Source organism: Burkholderia gladioli (assembly GCF_000959725.1).
In the GTDB taxonomy this organism is placed as follows: Bacteria; Pseudomonadota; Gammaproteobacteria; order Burkholderiales; family Burkholderiaceae; genus Burkholderia; species Burkholderia gladioli.
In genome coordinates, this window is record NZ_CP009322.1 from 1190884 (window position 1) to 1210637 (window position 19754).

Here is a 19754-nt window from a genome sequence, read left to right on the forward strand (position 1 = left end):
GCGGCTGCCAGTCGCCAGTTGCCAACCGCCGGCCTTCGGGCCGGCTCCCCCTAATTCGATGCCGGACCATCGTCCGGCATTGTCTTTTCCGCCCGGCGCTCAATCGTCCGGATCGTCGACCAGGCGATGCCGCAACGCATAACGCACCAGCGCCGCCTCGTGCGGCATCTGCATCTTCTCCAGGATCCGCGTCTTGTAGGTGCTGACCGTCTTCGCGCTCACGCATAGCGCGTTGGCGATCTCGGTCAGCGTCTGGCCGGTGGCGATGCGCCGGAACACGTCGAATTCGCGATCCGAGAGTCGCTGGTGCGGCAGCGTATCGGCCGGCTCGTTGAGACTCTGCGCGAAGCGCTCGGCCATCGACAGGCTCACGTACACGCCGCCCGAGGCCACCTTGCCGACCGCGCCCACCAGCTCGGCGCTCGCGCTCTCCTTGGTCAGGTAGCCCGAGGCGCCGGCGCGGAACGCGCGCAGCGCGTATTGCTGCTCGGCGTGCATGGTCAGCACCAGGATCCGCAGGGTCGGTTTCTCGTCCTTGATCTGCTTGATCAGCTCGACGCCGTTGCGGCCCGGCATCGACAGGTCCAGCACCAGCACGTTGGCCGGCGTCGAGCGGATCAGCGCGATGGTCGAGGCGCTGTCGTGCGCCTCGCCCGCCACCTCGAAGCCGGTGGCGTCCTTGAGGATATGGCGCAAGCCGTCGCGCACGAGGGCGTGATCGTCGGCAATCAGCACATTGATCATGGCGAGTTCGGGTCCTGTTGAATCGAGGGAAGGGGGATCGTGATGGTGATCGCGTAGCCACGGTCGCGCGCGGTCTCGATGCGCACCGCGCCGCCCAGCATGTGCGCGCGCTCGCGAATCCCGAGCAGGCCGAAGGACTTGTCGTCGGGCGTGCGATGGCCGTCGGCCTGGGGCGCGCCGACGCCGTCGTCGACGATGCGCAGCACGCACTGGCGCTCGTCCACGCTCAGGGTCAGCTCGACGCGCGAGGCGTCGGCGTGGCGCGCGACATTGGTCAGCGCCTCCTGCACGATGCGGAACAGCGCGGTGGCGCTGGCGTTCGAGAACTGCACCTCGCCGGGCTCGATGCGGCGCTCCACCTCGATCCCGTAGCGGTTGGTGAAATCGTTCACCAGCCATTCGATGGCCGGCACCAGGCCGAGGTCGTCGAGCATCACCGGGCGCAGGTCGGCCGCGATGCGCCGCACCGAGGCGACCGTCGCGTCGATCAGGCGGCGCATCTCGCGCAGCGGCTCGGTCACGCTCTCGTGCACCTCGTCGGCCTTGTTGCGCAGCAGCCGGTGCTCGACCGCCGAGAGGTCCATCTTCAGCGCGGTGAGCTGCTGGCCGAGGTCGTCGTGCAGTTCGCGAGCGATGCGGGTCTTTTCCTCCTCGCGCACGCGCTGCAGGTTCGCCGACAGCTCGCGCAGCTCCTCGCGCGAGGCCTTCAGCGCGTTCTCGGCCTGCAGGCGCTCGGTCACGTCGCGCATCATCACCGTGTAGAGCTTGCCGGCGCCGTCGTGGATCTGCGAGATCGAGGCCTCGATCGGGAATTCGTCGCCGTTGGCGCGCAGCCCGTAGAGCAGGCGCTGGCTGCCCAGGTGCCGCTCGGACTGGCCGGTCACGCCGAAACGGTTGATGTGCTCGCTGTGCGCGTGGCGAAAGCGCGGCGGGATGAAGCGCGTGAGCGGCGCGCCGATGGCGTCCATCGCCGACACGCCGAACACCTTTTCCGCCATCGGATTGAAGATCACCACGCGCTGCTCCTCGTCGACCGTGATGATCGCCTCCATCGAGGAGCGGATGATGCCCATCATGCGCGCCTCGTTGAGCCGGCTGCCGCTGGGCGCCGCGCGCACCGCGGCCCGCGCGCGGGCCCAGCCGGCCACCGCGGCCGCCAGCGAGAGCGAGGCCACCAGGCCGGCGGCCAGTACCAGCGAGGCCAGCGTGCGCGCGCCGGCGGTGGTGTCGAAGGTGGTGTAGGCGAGCCTCAGCGTGTTGCCGCCGAAGCCGAGCGCCTCGCTGCGGCGGTAGCGGCGGTGCGCGATCGGCGTTTCGTCGGCCGGCATGTCGGTGTTGTAGAGCGAAGCGTCGCCCGGCTCGGCATAGGCCTGTAGACCGAGGTTGCGATCGTCGGCGGTGGCCAGCTCGAACAGCCGCGTGGTGTCCAGCGGCGCGAACAGGAAGCCGGCCAGCGAGCGTCGCCGCGCCTCCAGGTCGAGCGGCTCCGGATCGGTGTAGACCGGCAGGTAGAGCGTCAGCGCGGCCGGCGCGGCATTCGCGTTGTCGGCGGGGGCATGCACGGCCAGCGCGACCTGGCCGCTGTCGGCGGCGCGGCGCAGCGCGTCGGCATCGTCGGCGGGCAGGTCGGGCGTCTCGCCGTAGGCGATCGGGGCGAACAGGGCGATGGTAGCCGCGGCCGGGGACGGCGGCTTGACGGCAGCGGCCGAGGATGCCGGCGCGCCGAGCATCGACGGCGCCCGCGCCGTATCGGCGGCCGAGCCGGGAAGGATGGCTGCCGGGCCCTGGGCCGGGGGCGCCACGATCGCGGAAGCCGGCCCCTGCCGGGCCGGGGACGCATCGAGCCGCGCATAGCCGAGCCCGCGCAGCGGCGCGCGGGCGTTGGCGAGATCGAGGCTGGCGACGTAGGCGCGCCAGGCGTCCGGCGCGATGCCGGGCGTGAGCTGCAGCAGGCCGCGTGCGCCGTTCAGCATCGCGCCGCTGGCCAGCAGCTCGCGATGCAGGTTGGCGGTGACATTGCCGGCGCGCCGCGCGAAGCGCGCGCCGACGGCGTCCTGCCAGGACTGGCCGACGAACCAGGCCAGCCCGGCGGCCAGTGCCGCGCCCACCACGAAGGCGCCAAAGCCCACGCTGGCCGGGCGGGACAGCTCGACGGCCAGGCGCGAGCGCGGGCGGGCGCCGGACGGGCCGGAAGAAGGGCGGGAAGAGCCGCTATCGGTCATGACGTTATAGGTGTGAGCCGCGCCGCGAGCCGTATCCGCGCGCCCACTGCGGCGCGCGTCCATCGGCCGGCTCGCCGCGGTAACGAGCGTTCGTTCTTTTCAATGTGAAATTGTGATCGGTTTACCTATTTTTGGCTAATGGCAAGAGGCAATCGAGCACAGTTTGTTAAATCGCAACGATGCTCGCCGTCGTATCGCGCGCGCGAGGCGGCGCTGCGTCTGGCTGTATCGATGCAGGCGATCGTGATGGCCGTCTGCGTGGCGACGCATCCCTCCGGGCCCTGATCCGGGCAATCCTGGGGGCGGGCACGCGACGCGGTGTGCCGCTTGGCCCCAATGCCGATGGGGTCGTTTGGGCACGTCCGTGCATTTAGTGCACCGCATCGATTCCGCCCGAGGGGCTTGCGTCCGGCCGCGAGCCGCTTCCGGCGGGGCTCGCGCCACCTGGATCGCTTTGCGCAATGATGCGTTGCCTGCGTGCTGTAACCGAAACCGTCTAAAATGCGGCCATCCCGGTCATGCGGCCGGATGCCGCAACCGGCGCGCTCGACGCTGGTCGGTTCCAGGCCGCGCAGCCCGGCTCGATCTGAAGAATCAGGAGCGGCGCCGTGTGGCACTTTCCCGTAGCAATCCCCTCGTCGCTCGGCCCCTGGGCCGTGTTCCTGAGCGTGCTCGTCACGCAGCTCGGGCTGCCGGTGCCGGCCGCGCCGATGCTGATCCTGGGCGGCACGATGGCGGCGATGGGGCAGGCTTCCTACGCGAGCATGTTCGCGGCCGCAATCGGCGCCACCTTGCTGGCCGATTCGCTGTGGTTCAGCGCGGGGCGCCTGCGCGGCCGGCGTTTCCTGAATGGGCTGGTGCGCTATTCGCTGTCGCTCGACACCACGCTGCGGATCGCGCGCAAGGTGTTCGAGCGCTACGGCGCGCCGATCCTGGTGATCGCCAAGTTCCTGCCGGGGCTCGGCCTGATGTCGGCACCGCTGCTCGGCACCACGGCGATCGCGGTGCCGGTCTTCCTGTTCTGGGACCTGACCGGCGCCACGCTGTGGGCCACCGTCTGGCTGCTCGGCGGCGCCGCGCTCGACCATGAGATCGTGCGCATCGTGCTGTGGGTACGCAGCAGCGGCGGCACCATCTTCGACGCCTTCGCGGCGATCTTCGTCACCTTCCTGCTGTACCGCTGGGTGCGGCGCCTGCAGTTCCGCCGCTGGCTGGCGAAGGTGCGCATCGAGCCGGCCCAGCTCGACGCGATGATGAAGTCCTCCGATCCGCCGCTGATCTTCGACGCGCGGCCGCGCGCGATCCGCCAGAAGGATGCGTATCGGATCGCCGGCGCATATCCGCTCGATCTCGATTCCTCCGATCAAATCGATCCGGCGCTGATGACGCGCCCGCTGGTGGTGTATTGCGTGTGCCCTAACGAGGCCACGGCCAAGAAGATCATCCAGCAGCTGCAGCGCAAGAATATCCACCATGTGCGGGCGCTGAAGGGCGGGCTGGATGCCTGGGAGAAGCATGGTTATCCGGTCGAGGCGCTGCCGGTGGATTTCGATGCGTCGAGGTATACGGTGAAGCCGGAGCTGGAGATGGATGGGGAATATACGGTTCGGGCGCGGTTGTCGGATACGTGATTGGGCCGGCCGTGGACGTTTATCGTGGCGATGCCGGAGCGCAATCCCATTAATCCGCCAAAAGCAGAATGAGATAAACCCCGCGACTCATCAATCGCGGGGTTTATCTCATTATTTGCGTTTTTGCAATTCCTGATACTCGTCGGATTGCAGCCACGCTCTCGTCATACGTAAAATCGCGCAACTAGCCGGGATAACGAACGAGAGAGGCGCTATGGACGCGCGGAGCGTGGTCGGGGTCATCATGGGCGGGCTGTCGCAGCAGGACCGCCTTCTGAAACTGGATACGCCTGCCGGCAGTAATGTCCTGCTGCCGCATCGGGTGATTGGCCGTTCTCGCATCGGCCGCGACTATCTGTTCATGCTCGACTGTGTATCCACGTCGAGCGACGTGCAACTCAAGACCCTCATTGCGCAGGCAGCCACGCTCTGGATACAGCAGGCGAACGGCTCATACCTGCCACATCATGGCTACGTGCATACGGCACGCCGATTGGGAAGTGAAGGCGGTCTCACGAGCTATCAACTGGCGTTTTCCTCATGGATGTATTTCCTGAGGTTCCGGCGCGACCAAAAGCACTGGCAGGATAAAAGCGTCGAAGAGATCGTCTCCGACGTATTCAACGAACATCCGCAGGCACGCGGGATGTTCCGTTTTGTCGTGTCGAAACCGTTGCCGACACGCTCGTATTGTCGGCAGGATGAAACCGACTGGAACTTCGTGCATCGACTGCTCGAGGCGGAAGGGTTGTATGGCGTGTGGCAGCAGGCGAACGACGGCAAATCGCACACGCTGGTGATTACCGACCGCCTTCAGACGCTCGAGCCGCTCGCCCCCGAGGTTGTCAGTTTCTATCGAGCCGGCGTGGGCAGCGAAATCGATGCGCTGACCCAGTGGTCGGGCACGCGGACGCTGCAATCCGCGCAGTTGTCGACTCGCACGTTCGACTACAAGAATCCGCCAACGCCGGTCAATCCGAAAGCGACGTCGACGCCGACGATGGCGAATCAGGGCGCGTTGCCGGCCCAGTCAGAAGTCTATGAATACACGGGCGCCTATACCTATCCGGAACAGGAGCGTGGCGACCACCTGTCGAAAATCCGCATGGAGGAATGGGAATCGCAGGCCAAGCGGTTTCATGGCGAGGGCGGTCTGCGAGCGATGGATGCGGGGCGACGCTTCACGATAGCGGATCATCCCTTGCACGATGGCGATGCCGCCGAGCAGCGTGAGTTCGCCGCGATCGAGGTCGCATGGACCATCGAGAACAATCTTCCGCTCGCGGGGTACGAAGCGCATTACCCGCATAGCCTGGGCAATCAGCTTGCACGAGCTCGCGCCGACGATCCTGGCAAGCAGTCCGACGTCACGCATGCGGATGGCTCCACCGGTTTCTACAGGGTGTCTGTCGAAGCACAGCGCACGAGCGTGCCATATCGCAGTCCGTTCGAGCACCGGAAACCCGAGGCCCGGCTGGAGTCTGCCATCGTGGCGGGCCCGGACGGGCAGGAAGCCTATACCGATGGGCTGAACCGGATCAAGGTGCTGTTCGTATGGGATCGGCTGAACCAAGGTGACGAGCGCGCATCGTGCTGGGTTCGTGTGGCGCAATCCGATACCGGCGATGGTTACGGCAGTGTCCACATGCCGCGTGCCGGCGAAGAATTGCTGATCGGCCATATCGGCAACGACATCGACAGGCCGATCGCGCTGTATCGCGTATACAACGGCACGGCGACGCCGCAGTGGCATTCGAATGGGCTGCTCTCCGGCTTCCGTTCAAAGGAATTCTCCGGTAGCGGCTTCAACCAGATGGTGATGGACGACTCGACCGGCCAGAACCGCCTGCAACTCTATAGTTCAAGCACGAATGCGCAACTCCATCTCGGGTACCTGATCGATCACACCGGCAATACGCGTGGCAACTTCCTTGGCAGCGGGTTTGACCTGAGTTCGGACGCATATGGCGCGTTGCGTGCAGGGCATGGATTGTATGTATCGACCCATCCGGCCGGCAGCCAACCGCTCGATGCAGGTGAGGCGAGCAATCAACTGGTCGGCGGGGAAAGCGTGATGGAGGCCTTGTCGCAGGCCAGCGAGACGGCGCAGGCCGAGAGTCTGAGCGACGGGTATGAGGCGTTGAGGACCTTTACGGACGCGACGCGGCACGGCCAGGCAGGCGCGTCGGGCAAGGGTGGCAACACGGCTGGAGGGGGAACCGGTAGCGCAAATGTATTCGCGCAACCCGTCATGCTTTTCGCCGCGCCTGCCGGCGTGGCGCTTTCCACTCAAGATTCGATCCACGTCGCGGTGGACCATCATGTCAATCTGGTGAGCGGGCAGAGCACGCATGTCGTGGCGGGTAAATCGTTGCTGGCGAGCATCGCCGAGAAACTGAGCCTGTTCGCGCAAAACGCGGGAATGAAACTTTTTGCCGCGAAGGGAAAGATCGAGGTTCAGGCGCACGACGACAATATCGAACTCACGGCACAGAAGACGGTGCGGCTCGTGTCCGCCACGGAAACGATCCAGGTTGCCGCGCAGCAGGATGTGCTGTTGACCTCGGGCGGTGCCTATATCCGCATCAAGGACGGCAACATCGAGATCCACGCGCCTGGCAAGGTCGACTTCAAGGGCGCGTCGTTCAACTTTTCCGGGCCGGTCAGCGAGACTTATGCGCTACCGCAGTTCAAGCCGTCATATCAGGCCCAGTACATTCTGAAAAACCAGGCGGATGGTACGCCGCTGGTTCAGCACGCCTATGAACTGAAGTTGCCGTCGGGGCGAACGTTGCTCGGGCATACGAACGATCTTGGCGAAACGATCCCGGTTTATACGCCGACCGCGCAACCCGTGAGCCTCAAGGCGTTCGAGCAGGACAAGGAGGATATGCAGCCATGGAAATACGCGGGCGGCGGGGAACCGGATATCTGGGCCGACTACCTGAAGGTCGACCCCGACGAGCGCACCTGAGTGCCGATACGCTACGGAGAACATGATGGGTGGATCACTTCAAGCGGCAGGATCATGCGAGACGATCAGGGAGCGGGTGCCTGAATATGCGTTGCTGCCGCCGGGAACCAAGGGGTATTTGCAGGAGAAGGTCGAGGTTGCGCTGAAGACGGCGAAGTACATTCCGGTCAGGTTGCGCGATGGTTCGATCATTTACCGCTTGCTCATGCAGGTTGCGATGAGCGGGCCGATGATAATCGAAGAAAAGGCGAGGAATTGGCTGTTCCAATACAAGGCGGAGGTGAGTTTTGACATGGAACCAAGCGTTCTTTCCGGGGGGATAGAAGCACCGATTCCTTTTTTAAGCACTGACAGGCCGCAAAGGGGAGAGCGTCGTCGTAGCCTGAACCCGTTTCCAGTGGGAGCGACTCCCGGTCAATTACGGCGTCCCGATGTGATCATCGTGGAAAATCCCGCTATTCTTTGGCCCGGTCGCGGCACCATTGATCGTGAGGGCGGACACCATGCCAGTAATTTATTACGGCTTGTCGAGGTAAAGTTTCCAGGAGATACCTTGGGTAGGGAGCAGGAAGAGGCTTATCAAATAATATCCGGGAATTTTAAGAATCGCATGACAGTGATTGATGTGACGGATTGTAATGGGGATTTGCAAAAAATTCCGGTTCCAGCTCCAGTTCCAGCGCCGAAGACGGAAAATGAGCAGCAGAGGCAGACTGTGCCTATTCGGACTGTGCCTGCCATCCCTCATCATGTCTGGTATGAAGACTGGTGGCAAAAAATGCAGGAATATGGTGAAGACGTCGAAGCAGCCGTGACGCCAGTTTGGGATGCCGTTCAGCGCGGATATACGTATTTGTCCGCTGAGACGAACACCTTTCTGCATAAGCATGCGGCTTGGATGTTTACGGCTGGGCGATGGATGGCTGATACCGCGCATAGTGCATGGGTATGGATTGACGAAGCAGGAAAAGAGGTATTCCGTTACACAGCTGCCGAGCTTAAAGCGGGATGGGACGCCATCGTTCGAATGACAGATATGACATGGGACGTACTCACGCATATCGACTGGGCGCAAGTCGGGGTAACTCTGATGAAGGATGTCGCCATAGCGATAGCCGTGGTCGCCGGTGTGGCTATTGTGATTTTGCTCCTTCCAGAGCTGATTGCAATATTTGCAGCGCTTTGCGCCATCGTTGCGGCTGGGGCGGAGGCCGTTGCTGCGCTGGCTGCTACACTCGGCGTGGTGCTCGGAGGCGCAAGTGCAGTTGAAGCACTGGCTGCTGGTTGAGTGAGTTGGTTAACGATAAATTAGCAAATTATGACTTTGAGTGATCTCAAGCCAGCGTTGACTCCGTTTCAAGCGCTCGCTCGTTATAAAGAGGATTTGAGTGTGCGACTCGCCGACAACACGTTGGGAATTCTGCCCGGTGTGATCGGCACGATATTTTTTGAACGAGGTTCGCAACCGCAGGTGCGTCAAGCAATTCTCGATTGCTTCGATCAATTCAATAAAATGTTTGGCGAAAAACTGAATGGTGGAAAAGATTCCGATAGAGGTAAATTCACGAAGCGTAACGTGAAAGGCGTCGAGAAGATCCATCGCGCAATCATCGATACACCATCGAATCTGGCAGTAAGTGTGTTGCATTCAAGTGCAGTCGATCAGGATGTGGCCGCCGATTATAATATTGAAGTGTTGACTGGAATTGCGAATCCGAAAGACTATGTGTCTCCGAGAGGATGGGCAGCACCGAAGGGGCAGGAGTCTGGATTGTCGCACCTGAAATTCAACGTTCCAATGGACTTGATTACCACTGACGCAGGTCTGTCGAAGTACGAAGAGTTTTTGCACCTGGTGTGCAATAAGCTTGTGGTCCGAGGTGGCTACGGAGGGCTTGCCCCGATTCTGCCATTCAGCTATCACCGATATATGCCGCAAGAGTGGGTGCTCGCCGAGCGATTTAGTGGATTGGAAATTGACAGTACAGCGCATTTGCAGAAGCGGGACTATGACCCGGTTTCGTATGAAGGAGATTCAACGGAGGCCATGACGGCTTTTTATCCCGATCTGCATCCCGGTGCCAAGGTCGCGCGCTGGGGCTTCATCAAGGGCGTGAACTGGTACACGATCCTCGGTGAACTATTCATCGATCGCCTGGGCGGAGAGGATGCGATCCGGGAGAAACTCGACCGCCCCGACATCCATATCAAGCGTGCCAATGCCTGCCTGATGATCCGCGCTGGAGACTTCCCGCGCCTTGGCGCGCCCGAGGAAGGCTTACCCGAGCCATATGTCTTCGTGAACAGCGTATTACGTGTACTGCGTGATCCGAAACCCGACGCGCTGCATACCTACATCCCCGACTTGCCGAGCGCCGACGTGAAGAATGCGCGCGCCTGGGCGGCTCGTTTCGATTTGCCGGACGCTCCGCCGATTCCCGAGCCGCCGACCATCGTTCCTCAACCGATGAAGCGTGAACCTGCCCGTCGTAGTGTGCGAGGCGGCAGTCCATGTCCGGAAGCAGGCTGGTGGCTTACTCCGGCAAAACCGGGAAGTCGCCGTTACTTTGAAGCGGGCGAAATCATGCCGGTGATTGAAGGAAGCTCTTGGGGCACGACAAGTTGGCATTGGTCGCCGGACGAGAACCGTTGAAGCCGACTTTGATCGTCGGGTTTGATAGAGGGATGTTCAAGGACTGTCATGGAGATCGACTACGTTCTCGCCTTACTGATGATGAGGCGATCCGGCTCGTCGACGCGGTTGTGAACTCGATTCGACTACGTTCGCCTAGCGGAAACTAACTTGGCCGATACCGACATACCACCTATGAGTCTGGGCGGTCTGAAAATGAAACTGCGCCACATGGCTACTCGCGACTCGGCGCGCGGTGGTTGGAGGCAGAGGAGAGCTATTAGGCGGCGAGCCCGGATCGTCATTGTGCTTTCGCTTCTGATGGGGGCCTGCCCGAAAAAGGAACCTCCGGTGACCTCATTACCCGACATGAGCGCCGTTCGCGTCAATCTCGCCTTTACCTGCACCCATCAGGCCGATCATTTGCCGCCGCTGGACCCTCAGGCTGACAGCCTGTTTCGCTATGCGCGCTATTTGGAAAAAAGGGAGGGGGCCAAGGATTTCAACCAGGTCGCCCGCTACTACAGGATCGCGGCGGCCTACGATCACTACAAGGCCAACCAGAATCTGCAATCGCTTCTTTCGCAAGGCTTGGCGGATTCCCCAGATGCTCCTGCCGAGACGGTCGATCTCGCCATGCAACTAATCAAGCAAGGCATCCCCAGCGGTTATTACGACATTGGCCATTACCTGGAAACGGGTTATGGATTGAAGCAGGACCCTGAGGCTGCTTTGAGCTACTTCCGGAAAGCGGCTGATCTCGGCAATCCCGAGGCGCAGTCTTACGTGGCACTGAAGCTTTTGCCCAAAGAGGCCGCTCCCGAGATAGCCCGGCAGATGTGGCAATGTGCCAGCGCTCAGGGCTACGGTGATGCGGCCAACATGCTCGGGATTGATTTTCAAACCGACAAGAATTATCACGAGGCAATAGCGGCATTTCAGCTTGGCGCGGCGGCTGGAGATTCCACGTCGATTTCCTATCTGAGCCATGCTTTCGAGGGACCGCCGCCTTCCAAGGAGCTCTATTACCTTGGTCTTCCGAACGATCCGGAGCGATCGCGGCGCTATGAACTCATCGCGAATTTCGTCAATGCCAACGACGGCCGCAACCCCAAAGTCCCCGATCTCGACAAGATCGTGCCGCTGCCGCCCGCGAAGCTTCCGCCGTGGGACGGCAGTTTCCAGTGGCAAAAGGAGCAGGACGCGGCCGTGCCGCCGCAAAAACCATCCGACGAGACCATCGACCGGATGGCGAAAGCCAGGCAACTCGATCCTGCAACCGGGTTGCCGCTGGCCGGCCTGTCGGGCAAGACCTCGCAAGCCGACGAGCCGGCATCGCCCACCGCCGCCAGCCGCGTCCCGCTGGGCACGCTGGCGAATACCGGCGACACCTGCCCCGAAGATGGCGTGTGGCACGCGAGACTCGAAGCAGGGCAGGCCGCGGACGCGCAACGGCGTTTTCTCAAGGGCGATACCTTGCCCTCGCTGCTCGTCCATGAGCCGCGCGCGGCGGCCTTCCTGGATCGCATGACGGGTACGCGCCAGCAAGTCGTGCACGTGGCCTGGGAACTGGTCGCCTATATCGACCAGGCCTGATTGTCCGACAAGGTGCTGGCACGGGGCCGACAGACGCTGACGCCATCATGGCAGCCCGCCCTCACTGCGCATTTCCCCGCAACCGTGCACAATCACCCGCAGATTCCGACCCGGATGCGCGGGGCACAACCCCCAGCATCCTCCTCGCGCGCGCCGCTGGCCCGTGGCGGCGCGCCATCGATCTCACCCAAGTAGTGGAGGACTCATGGCAAGCAAGACCATTGCGGACTATCTCGCTAGCACCCTGGCTCAGGCCGGCGTCGAGCGAATCTGGGGCGTCACGGGCGACAGCCTGAACGGGCTGTCCGACAGCCTGCGCCGGCTCGGCAAGATCAACTGGTCGCATACGCGCCACGAGGAAACCGCCGCCTTCGCGGCCGGCGCCGAAGCCGCGGTGACGGGCAAGCTCGCGGTCTGCGCGGGCAGCTGCGGCCCGGGCAACCTGCACCTGATCAACGGCCTGTTCGACTGCCAGCGCAACCATGTGCCGGTGCTCGCGATCGCGGCGCACATCCCGTCCTCGGAGATCGGGCTCGGCTACTTCCAGGAAACGCATCCGCAGGAGTTGTTCCGCGAGTGCAGTCACTTCGTCGAGCTGGTCAGCAACCCGAAGCAGTTCCCGCGCGTGCTCGATCGGGCGATCCGCACCGCGATCGAGGAACGCGGCGTGGCCGTGATCGTGCTGCCCGGCGACATCGCGCTGGAGGCGGTACCCGAAGCGACGCCGGGCCAGGTCAGCTACGAGGTCACGGCCGGCGTGCCGCCGGCGGCCCAGCTCGACGCGCTGGCGGCGCTGCTCGACGGCTCGAAGCGCGTCGCGCTGTTGTGCGGCAGCGGCTGCGCCGGCGCGCACGACGAGGTGGTGGCGCTGGCCGACACGCTCGGCGCGCCGATCGTCCACGCGCTGCGCGGCAAGGAGCACGTCGAATGGGACAACCCGTTCGATGTCGGCATGACGGGCCTGATCGGCTTCAGCTCGGGTTACCACGCGCTGAAGTCCTGCGACACGCTGGTGATGCTCGGCACCGATTTCCCGTATCGCAATTTCTACCCGGCCGACGCCAAGGTGGTGCAGATCGACCATCACGGCGCGGCGATCGGCAAGCGCGTATCGGTCGACCTGGGCCTGGTCGGCGACGTCAAGGCGACGCTCGCCGCGCTGCAAGGGCGTCTCGCGCGCAAGACCGAGCGCCACTTCCTGGAAGCCGCGCGCAAGCACTATGCCGACGCGCGCGAGGGGCTCGACAGCCTCGCGCGGCCCTCGCCGGGCGACGCGCCGATCCATCCTCAATACCTGACGCGGCTGGTCAGCGAGCTGGCGGCCGACGACGCGGTGTTCAGCGTCGACGTCGGCACGCCTACGCTATGGGCCGCGCGCTACCTGAAGATGAACGGCAAGCGCCGGCTGCTCGGCTCCTTCAACCACGGCTCGATGGCCAATGCGCTGCCGCAGGCGCTGGGCGCGCAGGCGGCGCTGCCGGGGCGCCAGGTGGTCGCGCTGTGCGGCGACGGCGGCCTGTCGATGCTGATGGGCGAGCTGCTGACGGCGCGCCAGTTGAAGCTGCCGCTCACGCTGGTGGTGTTCAACAACAGCTCGCTGGGCTTCGTATCGATGGAGATGAAGGCCGGCGGTTACCTCGACGACGATACGCGGCTGGCCGATACCGACTACGCGGCGATCGCGCGCGGCGCCGGCATCGACGGGATTCGCGTCGAGCGTTCGGATGAACTGGAGGCGGCGCTGAAGGATGCGTTCTCGCGCCCGCATCCGGTGCTGGTGGACGTGCGCATCGCGCGCCAGGAGATCGCGCTGCCGCCGAAGATCGAATGGGCGCAGGCGAAGGGCTTCAGCCTCTACATGCTGAAGGCCGTGCTGAACGCGAAGGGCAACGAGGTGGTGGAGCTGGCGACGACCATGTTCCGCTGAGGCGAAAACGACGACGCGCCGACGGCTTTCGCCGTGGGCGCGTCGTGGGACGTTCGGGCAGGGCCCCGGTCGGCCGGAAACGGCGCCGGGGCCTTGTCGTTCCTGCTGGCCTCGGAAGAGACCAGCAGGGCGAGCGTCCTTACTTCGGTTCGGTTGCTTCGGGCGCGGGCTCGCCGGCATGGGCTGCCGGCGCCGCCTCGATGTCCGCCGGCGCTGCCGTCTCGGCCTCATCCGCTGCCGCAGACGTCTCGACCAAGGCCGGCGTGCCGGCCTGATCCTGCGCCGTCACGGCTTGAGCCGCGCCGGCTTCGTCGCGGGCCGCTGCGTCCTTGGCTGCCTCGCCGTCCTTGCCCGCTTCGCCGCGCTTGGCGGCGTCGCCGGCCTTGGCCTTCGCAGCCGCGCGCGAGCGTCGTGCCTGGTCCAGGCGCACGGCGCCGGCGGCCTGCTGGGCCGTCACGTCACCGGCTTCGGCACCGTTCAGGTCGACCCGCTTCGCGCCGTCGACCAGGCAGGCCCAGTAGCGGCTGCCGCGGCACCATTCCTTGATGGCGTCGCGCAGTTGTGCTTCGTCCAGGCCGAGCTCGGCGGTATGCGCGACCAGGTCCTTGAAGATGCCGATCTTGAGCGGCAGCTTCGGCGCGGGACTCTTGGGGAAGGCGGCGGGAAAGCGGCGCTGCAGCTTGCCGATGGCCAGCACGGTCGGGTTGACCGGCTTCGCGTCGGCGGCGGGTGCCGGCCGGCGCGTCTGCGCGTGCGCGGGCTTGCCCGACGACGGCTTGCCGCCGGCAGCGGCAGGCCGCCCGCCCGGCTTGTGCGCCGGCTTGCCGGACGACTTGGCGGGAGCTTGGGTGGAGGACTTGCCTTGCGGCTTGGCGTCGGCTCGCTGTTTGGCGAGCTGCTTCTTCAATTCTGCGAGTTGTTCGAAACCCATTTCGCACGATCATTCAGGTTGGACGGCGATTGTAGCAGCCCGGCGCCCTGTTTCGTCCCGATCGACTGAAAGTTCTTTGCCGGGCGGGCGTCGGCGCGACAGTGCCTCGACGTTTCGTCGCGCGGCAGGGGCAAAAGTGTCGACCCGCGGCGCGCAATCGTCGGATCAAACCGGATCCATCGCGCCAACCCGGTGCAAGAGGCGCGATAAGCGCGATCCGCTCATCACTTTCCAGAGCCAACTCTCAATTTTTGGCAGCAACCCTCAAGTTTTATCCACCCCATCCGTTTACCGGTCCATCGATCAATCGGGCCACAAGCCCGTCACTGTCAGACAGAGCTTTCACCATGCTTTCGTCCCTACGCGCCCGTATCGTCGCCGCCTGTGTCGCCATCGTGGTGTTCGCGCTTTGCGCGAGCACCGTGATCGGTTATGTCGTCACCCGCGCCGCGAACCTCGAGGACCTGAACCGCAACCTGAGCGCCACGGCGATCGGCAATGGCAACGGCATACGCGACTGGGTCGCGTCCAAGCGCCAGATGATCGAGTCGCTCGGCGACACCGCGCTGTCGGCCGATCCGGTGCCGGGCTTCCTGCAGATGGCGGCGGCCGGCAGCTTCCTGAACGTCTATGCCGGCTACCCCGACAAGACCTCGAAGTTCTCGGACCCGACCGGCATCCCGGACGGCTACGACCCGACCGCGCGCCCCTGGTACCGGCAGGCGGCCGAGGCCGGCCGCTCGGTGGTGACCACGCCCTATGCCGATGCGCGCACCGGCAAGGTGGTGGTGACCTTCGCGGTGCCGGTGATGCGCGACGGCCAGTTGAAGGCGGTGGTCAGCGGCGACGTGACGATGGACAACGTGATCGCGAACGTGAAGTCGATCCGGCCGACGCCGGGCAGCTTCGCGATGCTGGTCGACGGCAGCGGCCAGATCGTCGCGCATCCCGATGCGGCGCTGACCGGCAAGGCCTTGTCGACGCTGTCGCCCGATCTCGCGAACCTGCCGCTGGCCGCGCTCGACGCGACCGACAAGCCGTTCGTGGCACGCATCGGCGGCGGCAACAAGTTGTTGCGCGCGCAACCGATCGCGGGCACCGACTGGCGGCTGGTGGTGGCGATCGACGAGGCCGAGGCGATGGCGGGGATCCGCTCGCTGCTGGTGACCTTCGCGATCGTGTTCGTCGTGATCGTGCTGCTGGCCTCGGCGGTGGTGGTGGCCCTGACGGGCACGGCGTTCCGCCGGCTCTCGCAGGTGCGCGAGGCGATGGCCGCGATCGGCTCGGGCTCGGGCGACCTGACGCAGCGCCTGCCGGCCGAGGGGCGCGACGAGGTGGCCGACATCGCGCGTTCGTTCAACGCCTTCGTCGGCAAGCTGCACGACGTGATGCGCGAGGTGCGCGATGCCAGCGAATCGGTGCGCGCGGCGGCCGACGAGATCGCGGCCGGCAATGCCGACCTGTCGTCGCGCACCGAATCGGCGGCGGCCAGCCTGCAGCAGACGGCGGCCTCGATGGAGCAGATCACGGCCACCGTGGGCCAGTCGGCGAGCGCCGCCACGCAGGCCGACGAACGGGCCGGCGAGGCCTCGCGGATCGCCACCCACGGCGGCGAGGCGGTGTCGCGCGTGGTGGCGACGATGGAGAAGATCGAGCAGGCCTCGAGCCGGATCGGCGACATCATCGGGGTGATCGACGGGATCGCGTTCCAGACCAACATCCTGGCGCTGAACGCGGCGGTCGAGGCGGCGCGCGCGGGCGAGCAGGGGCGTGGTTTCGCGGTGGTCGCGCAGGAGGTGCGCAGCCTCGCGCAGCGCAGCGCGCAGGCCGCGCGCGAGGTCAAGGCGCTGGTCGAGACCACCGTGGAGCGGGTCGGCGACGGCGCCTCGCAGGTGCGCTCGGCCGGCGCGACGATGGACGAGATCGTCGGCAACGTGGCGAACGTGACGACCATCATCTCGGAGATCCGCCACGCCGCCAACGAGCAGACGCGCGGGATCCAGGAGGTCAATCACGCCGTCACGCAGCTCGACGAGATGGTCCAGCAGAACGCGGCCCTGGTGGAGCAGTCGACGGCGGCGGCCGCCGCCTTGCAGAGCCAGGCCGGCGCGCTGGCGGCGACGGTGGCGCGATTCCGCGTGGCGTGAAGCGGTAGGCGATGCCGGCGCGATGTGCCGGCGAGGTGCCGCCGCGTGGCTAGGTGGGCGTCACGAGCCGGACATGATGCAGACATGAGGCATCGCGATGCGCTTGCGATGCAGGACAAGAGATCAACGGGTTCGGCGCGAGCCGGGCGATGCCGGGTGCCACGGCCGTCGCCCGCGCGAAAACGGGCGGCCGAGCCCGCGGCAACACCGTGGTTCGACGCGTGACGTACGGCGATCGATGCATTCGCCGCGCGCCACGCGTCCCGTTTTCGCGAACAGTTCGGGTCGGTCGTACACGGTTTCGCCAGTTCGCGGCAGCGAGGACGGCGCCGGCGGATAATCGCGCTGGCCGCCGTGGTCGGGCTCGCGTCGCGCAGACAGGCGCGTCGCGGGCGGGGCCGACCGTCTGCCTTCACGTGGCGTCGCATCGCGTGCGCGGTTGCGGCATCGAGGTGGCCGGATCGACCCGGCAATTCCCGCATCGGCATCACAGGGGGGCGGGGACAGGAGCATGTAAAAAAGCGAGCCACTATCTCAAAATAGTGGGTTGAGACCTGTTTGAGCATTACCAACCGTCGCGCGCGCATCGACTCGACACAACCCATACAGGGCGAGCGGGGACGACGGTGTTCTACGAGGAAGCTGTCATGTCGAATTACCACGAGCTGCTCGCTCAGCTCAACGAGCTGACCCGCCAGGCCGGCGAGGCCCGCGAGGCCGAGCTCAAGATCGTGATCGCCGATATCCGTCGCGCGATCGCCGAATACGGGCTGACCGAACGAGACCTGTTCCCGCCGCGCCTGGGCCGGCCGCGCAAGGAAGACCAGAAACCGAAGCCGCGCTATCGCGACCCGGAAACGGGCGCCACCTGGACCGGCCGCGGCCGCGTGCCGGGCTGGATCGCCGGGCAGGATCGCGAGCGCTTCCTGATTTCCTGAGCGGCGCCGGCGGGCGCGCCCGCTGCCGTGGCGGATGATGCGGCGGCAGCGTTCCGCCGTCCCGCCGCGGCGGCCGTCAGTCGAACCACGGCCGGCAAGAGGTAATCGACGCTGCAGGGGAGGTTTCGGTGCGATTCGCGCGCCGGATTTTTTTTCGAATGACAGGTCAAACGTTTGCGCCTCGCCTGAATCGATCGAATTGAGGTTCCCGGCGCCGATCCGGCGCGAAACCACCGGCACCGAAGCGCAGCCGGCGCCCACCCGACCGACGCGGTCCACGATACCGCGTGACACCAGCCCCCCCGCCCGCGCCCCGCCATTTCCAGGCACGCGCCCCGACCAGAAACGTGACAGATTTTCCCGTTTTCGTGCATTGAGGCCGCGCGCCCATGCTTCTAGACTGGCTTGCCCGGTCCGATCCACGGCGCCGTCCGGCGCTGGCGCGAATCGCGAGGCCATGCCCAATCCAAGGAGACAGCCCGATGCTGCGAGCTTCACTACTGATCGACAACCAGGACCGCCAGGCCGCCAACGGCGCGAGCTTCACGCGCGCCAATCCCGTCACCGGCGAGGCGCGCACCGAGGCCGCCGCGGCCACCGTGCAGGATGCGCTCGATGCCGCCAACAGCGCGGCGGCCGCGTTCGCCGGCTGGTCCGCCACCACGCCGGGCGAGCGGCGCGCGATCCTGTTCCGCGCGGCCGATCTGATCGACGCGCGCGGCGAGCGTTTCGCCGAGGCGATGGCGGCCGAGACCGGCGCGGCCGCGAGCTGGGCGCATTTCAATTGCCGGATCGCGGCCGACATGCTGCGCGAGGCGGGCGCGATCACCACCCGCATCGTCGGCGAGGTGATTCCCTCGAACCTGCCGAACACGATGGCGATGGCGCTGCGGCAGCCGGCCGGCGTGGTGCTCGGCATCGCTCCCTGGAACGCGCCGGTGATCCTCGGCGTGCGCGCGCTGGCGATGGCGCTGGCCTGCGGCAATACCGTGGTCCTCAAGGGTTCCGAGCTGTGCCCGATGACGCATTGGCTGATCGGCGAGGCGCTGCGCGACGCGGGCCTGCCGCCCGGCGTGCTGAACGTGGTGTTCAACGCGCCCGAGGATGCCGCGCCGGTGGTGGAGGCGCTGATCGCGCATCCGGCGGTGCGGCGCATCAACTTCACCGGCTCGACGCGGGTCGGCCGCCGCATCGCCGAACTCGCCGCGCGGCATCTCAAGCGCTGCCTGCTCGAGCTGGGCGGCAAGGCGCCCTTCGTGGTGCTCGACGACGCCGATCTCGACGAGGCGGTGAAGGCGGCCGCCTTCGGCGCGTTCTTCAACCAGGGGCAGATCTGCATGTCGACCGAGCGCGTGATCGTCGATGCCAGGCTGGCCGACGATTTCGTCGAGCGGCTCGCCGCGCGGGCGACGGCGCTCAAGGCCGGGTTGCCGGGCGAGCCGGGCGCGGTGCTGGGCTCGATGATCGGCGCCGAGGCGGCCTCGCGCGTGCGCCAGATGATCGACGACGCGGTGGGCAAGGGCGCCGTGCTCGCCGCCGGCGGGCAGTCGCAGGGCAGCGTCATGCAGCCGGCGGTGGTCGACCGCGTGACGCCGGCGATGCGGCTCTACGGCGAGGAGTCGTTCGGCCCGGTGGCGGCCGTGACGCGCTTCAGCGATATCGAGGAGGCGATCTCGATCGCCAACGATTCGGAGTACGGCCTATCCTCGGCCGTGTTCGGGCGCGACGTGCAGCGCGCGCTGGCGGTCGGCCGGCGCATCGAGGCCGGGATCTGCCATATCAACGGCGCCACCGTCCACGACGAGGCGCAGATGCCCTTCGGCGGGGTCAAGGCGAGCGGTTACGGCCGCTTCGGCGGCACCGCGGCGATCGACGAATTCACCGAGCTGCGCTGGATCACGGTCCAGTCGGGGCCGCTCGCGTATCCGATCTGAGGTCGAGGTCGAGGTCGGCATGCGGCGGCGGCAGGCGACGCGCCTTGCCTGTCGCCAACGCCGCCCGGGCCGCCGGCG

Annotated in this window: 12 protein-coding genes; 9 read left to right on the plus strand and 3 right to left on the minus strand. The window is 65.6% G+C overall.

The genetic code is table 11. The features are described 5' to 3' along the window. Positions 1 to 99: 99 nt before the first annotated feature. Together BM43_RS05900 and BM43_RS05905 are read right to left on the minus strand one after the other, a co-directional pair. Positions 100 to 744, minus strand: coding sequence for a response regulator (locus BM43_RS05900; protein ID WP_013690177.1), 645 nt, complete (start codon positions 742 to 744; stop codon positions 100 to 102). Next, complete coding sequence (locus BM43_RS05905; protein WP_036057303.1) at positions 741 to 2966, minus strand: PAS domain S-box protein; 2226 nt, start codon at positions 2964 to 2966, stop codon at positions 741 to 743. Before BM43_RS05905 ends, BM43_RS05900 begins: the two co-directional genes overlap by 4 nt. 608 nt (positions 2967 to 3574) lie before the next feature. On the opposite strand from BM43_RS05905, the gene BM43_RS05910 reads away from it, so the two are divergent. The 6 genes from BM43_RS05910 to poxB all read left to right on the plus strand — a co-directional run bounded on the left by BM43_RS05910 (position 3575) and on the right by poxB (position 13726). Beyond that, the gene (locus tag BM43_RS05910; protein WP_025102204.1) at positions 3575 to 4597 is read left to right on the plus strand and encodes a VTT domain-containing protein; all 1023 of its coding nucleotides are present in this window, start codon (positions 3575 to 3577) and stop codon (positions 4595 to 4597) included. Positions 4598 to 4811: 214 nt separating this feature from the next. Further along, positions 4812 to 7571 (plus strand): type VI secretion system Vgr family protein, encoded by a 2760-nt coding sequence (locus BM43_RS05915; RefSeq protein ID WP_036056453.1) that lies wholly within the window; start codon positions 4812 to 4814, stop codon positions 7569 to 7571. A gap of 22 nt (positions 7572 to 7593) precedes the next feature. Beyond that, positions 7594 to 8859: a VRR-NUC domain-containing protein gene (locus BM43_RS05920; protein WP_230676435.1), complete on the plus strand. Its 1266-nt coding sequence runs from the start codon at positions 7594 to 7596 to the stop codon at positions 8857 to 8859. A 30-nt stretch (positions 8860 to 8889) separates the two neighbouring features. Continuing rightward, complete coding sequence (locus tag BM43_RS38500) at positions 8890 to 10224, plus strand: type VI immunity family protein (protein ID WP_080741937.1); 1335 nt, start codon at positions 8890 to 8892, stop codon at positions 10222 to 10224. A gap of 300 nt (positions 10225 to 10524) precedes the next feature. Then, positions 10525 to 11799 carry an SEL1-like repeat protein gene (locus BM43_RS05930; protein ID WP_221174652.1) on the plus strand — a complete coding sequence of 425 codons (1275 nt, stop codon included), beginning with the start codon at positions 10525 to 10527 and terminating at the stop codon, positions 11797 to 11799. A 205-nt stretch (positions 11800 to 12004) separates the two neighbouring features. Further along, complete coding sequence (poxB, locus tag BM43_RS05935) at positions 12005 to 13726, plus strand: ubiquinone-dependent pyruvate dehydrogenase (RefSeq protein ID WP_036056445.1); 1722 nt, start codon at positions 12005 to 12007, stop codon at positions 13724 to 13726. 139 nt (positions 13727 to 13865) lie between these two features. On the opposite strand, the gene BM43_RS05940 is transcribed toward poxB, so the two are convergent. Further along, positions 13866 to 14657 carry a ProQ/FinO family protein gene (locus tag BM43_RS05940; protein ID WP_036056443.1) on the minus strand — a complete coding sequence of 264 codons (792 nt, stop codon included), beginning with the start codon at positions 14655 to 14657 and terminating at the stop codon, positions 13866 to 13868. Positions 14658 to 15004: 347 nt separating this feature from the next. Here BM43_RS05940 and BM43_RS05945 point away from each other — a divergent pair, with 347 nt between their 5' ends. The 3 genes from BM43_RS05945 to BM43_RS05955 all read left to right on the plus strand — a co-directional run bounded on the left by BM43_RS05945 (position 15005) and on the right by BM43_RS05955 (position 19676). Beyond that, positions 15005 to 16804, plus strand: a complete 1800-nt coding sequence (locus BM43_RS05945) for a methyl-accepting chemotaxis protein (RefSeq protein WP_036056441.1) — start codon at positions 15005 to 15007, stop codon at positions 16802 to 16804. A gap of 647 nt (positions 16805 to 17451) precedes the next feature. Next, entirely contained in the window at positions 17452 to 17742 is a 291-nt protein-coding gene (locus tag BM43_RS05950; RefSeq protein WP_013690187.1) for an H-NS histone family protein, read from the plus strand. Between the two features lie 482 nt (positions 17743 to 18224). Beyond that, positions 18225 to 19676, plus strand: a complete 1452-nt coding sequence (locus BM43_RS05955) for an aldehyde dehydrogenase (RefSeq protein WP_036056440.1) — start codon at positions 18225 to 18227, stop codon at positions 19674 to 19676. The last annotated feature ends 78 nt before the right edge of the window (positions 19677 to 19754 follow it).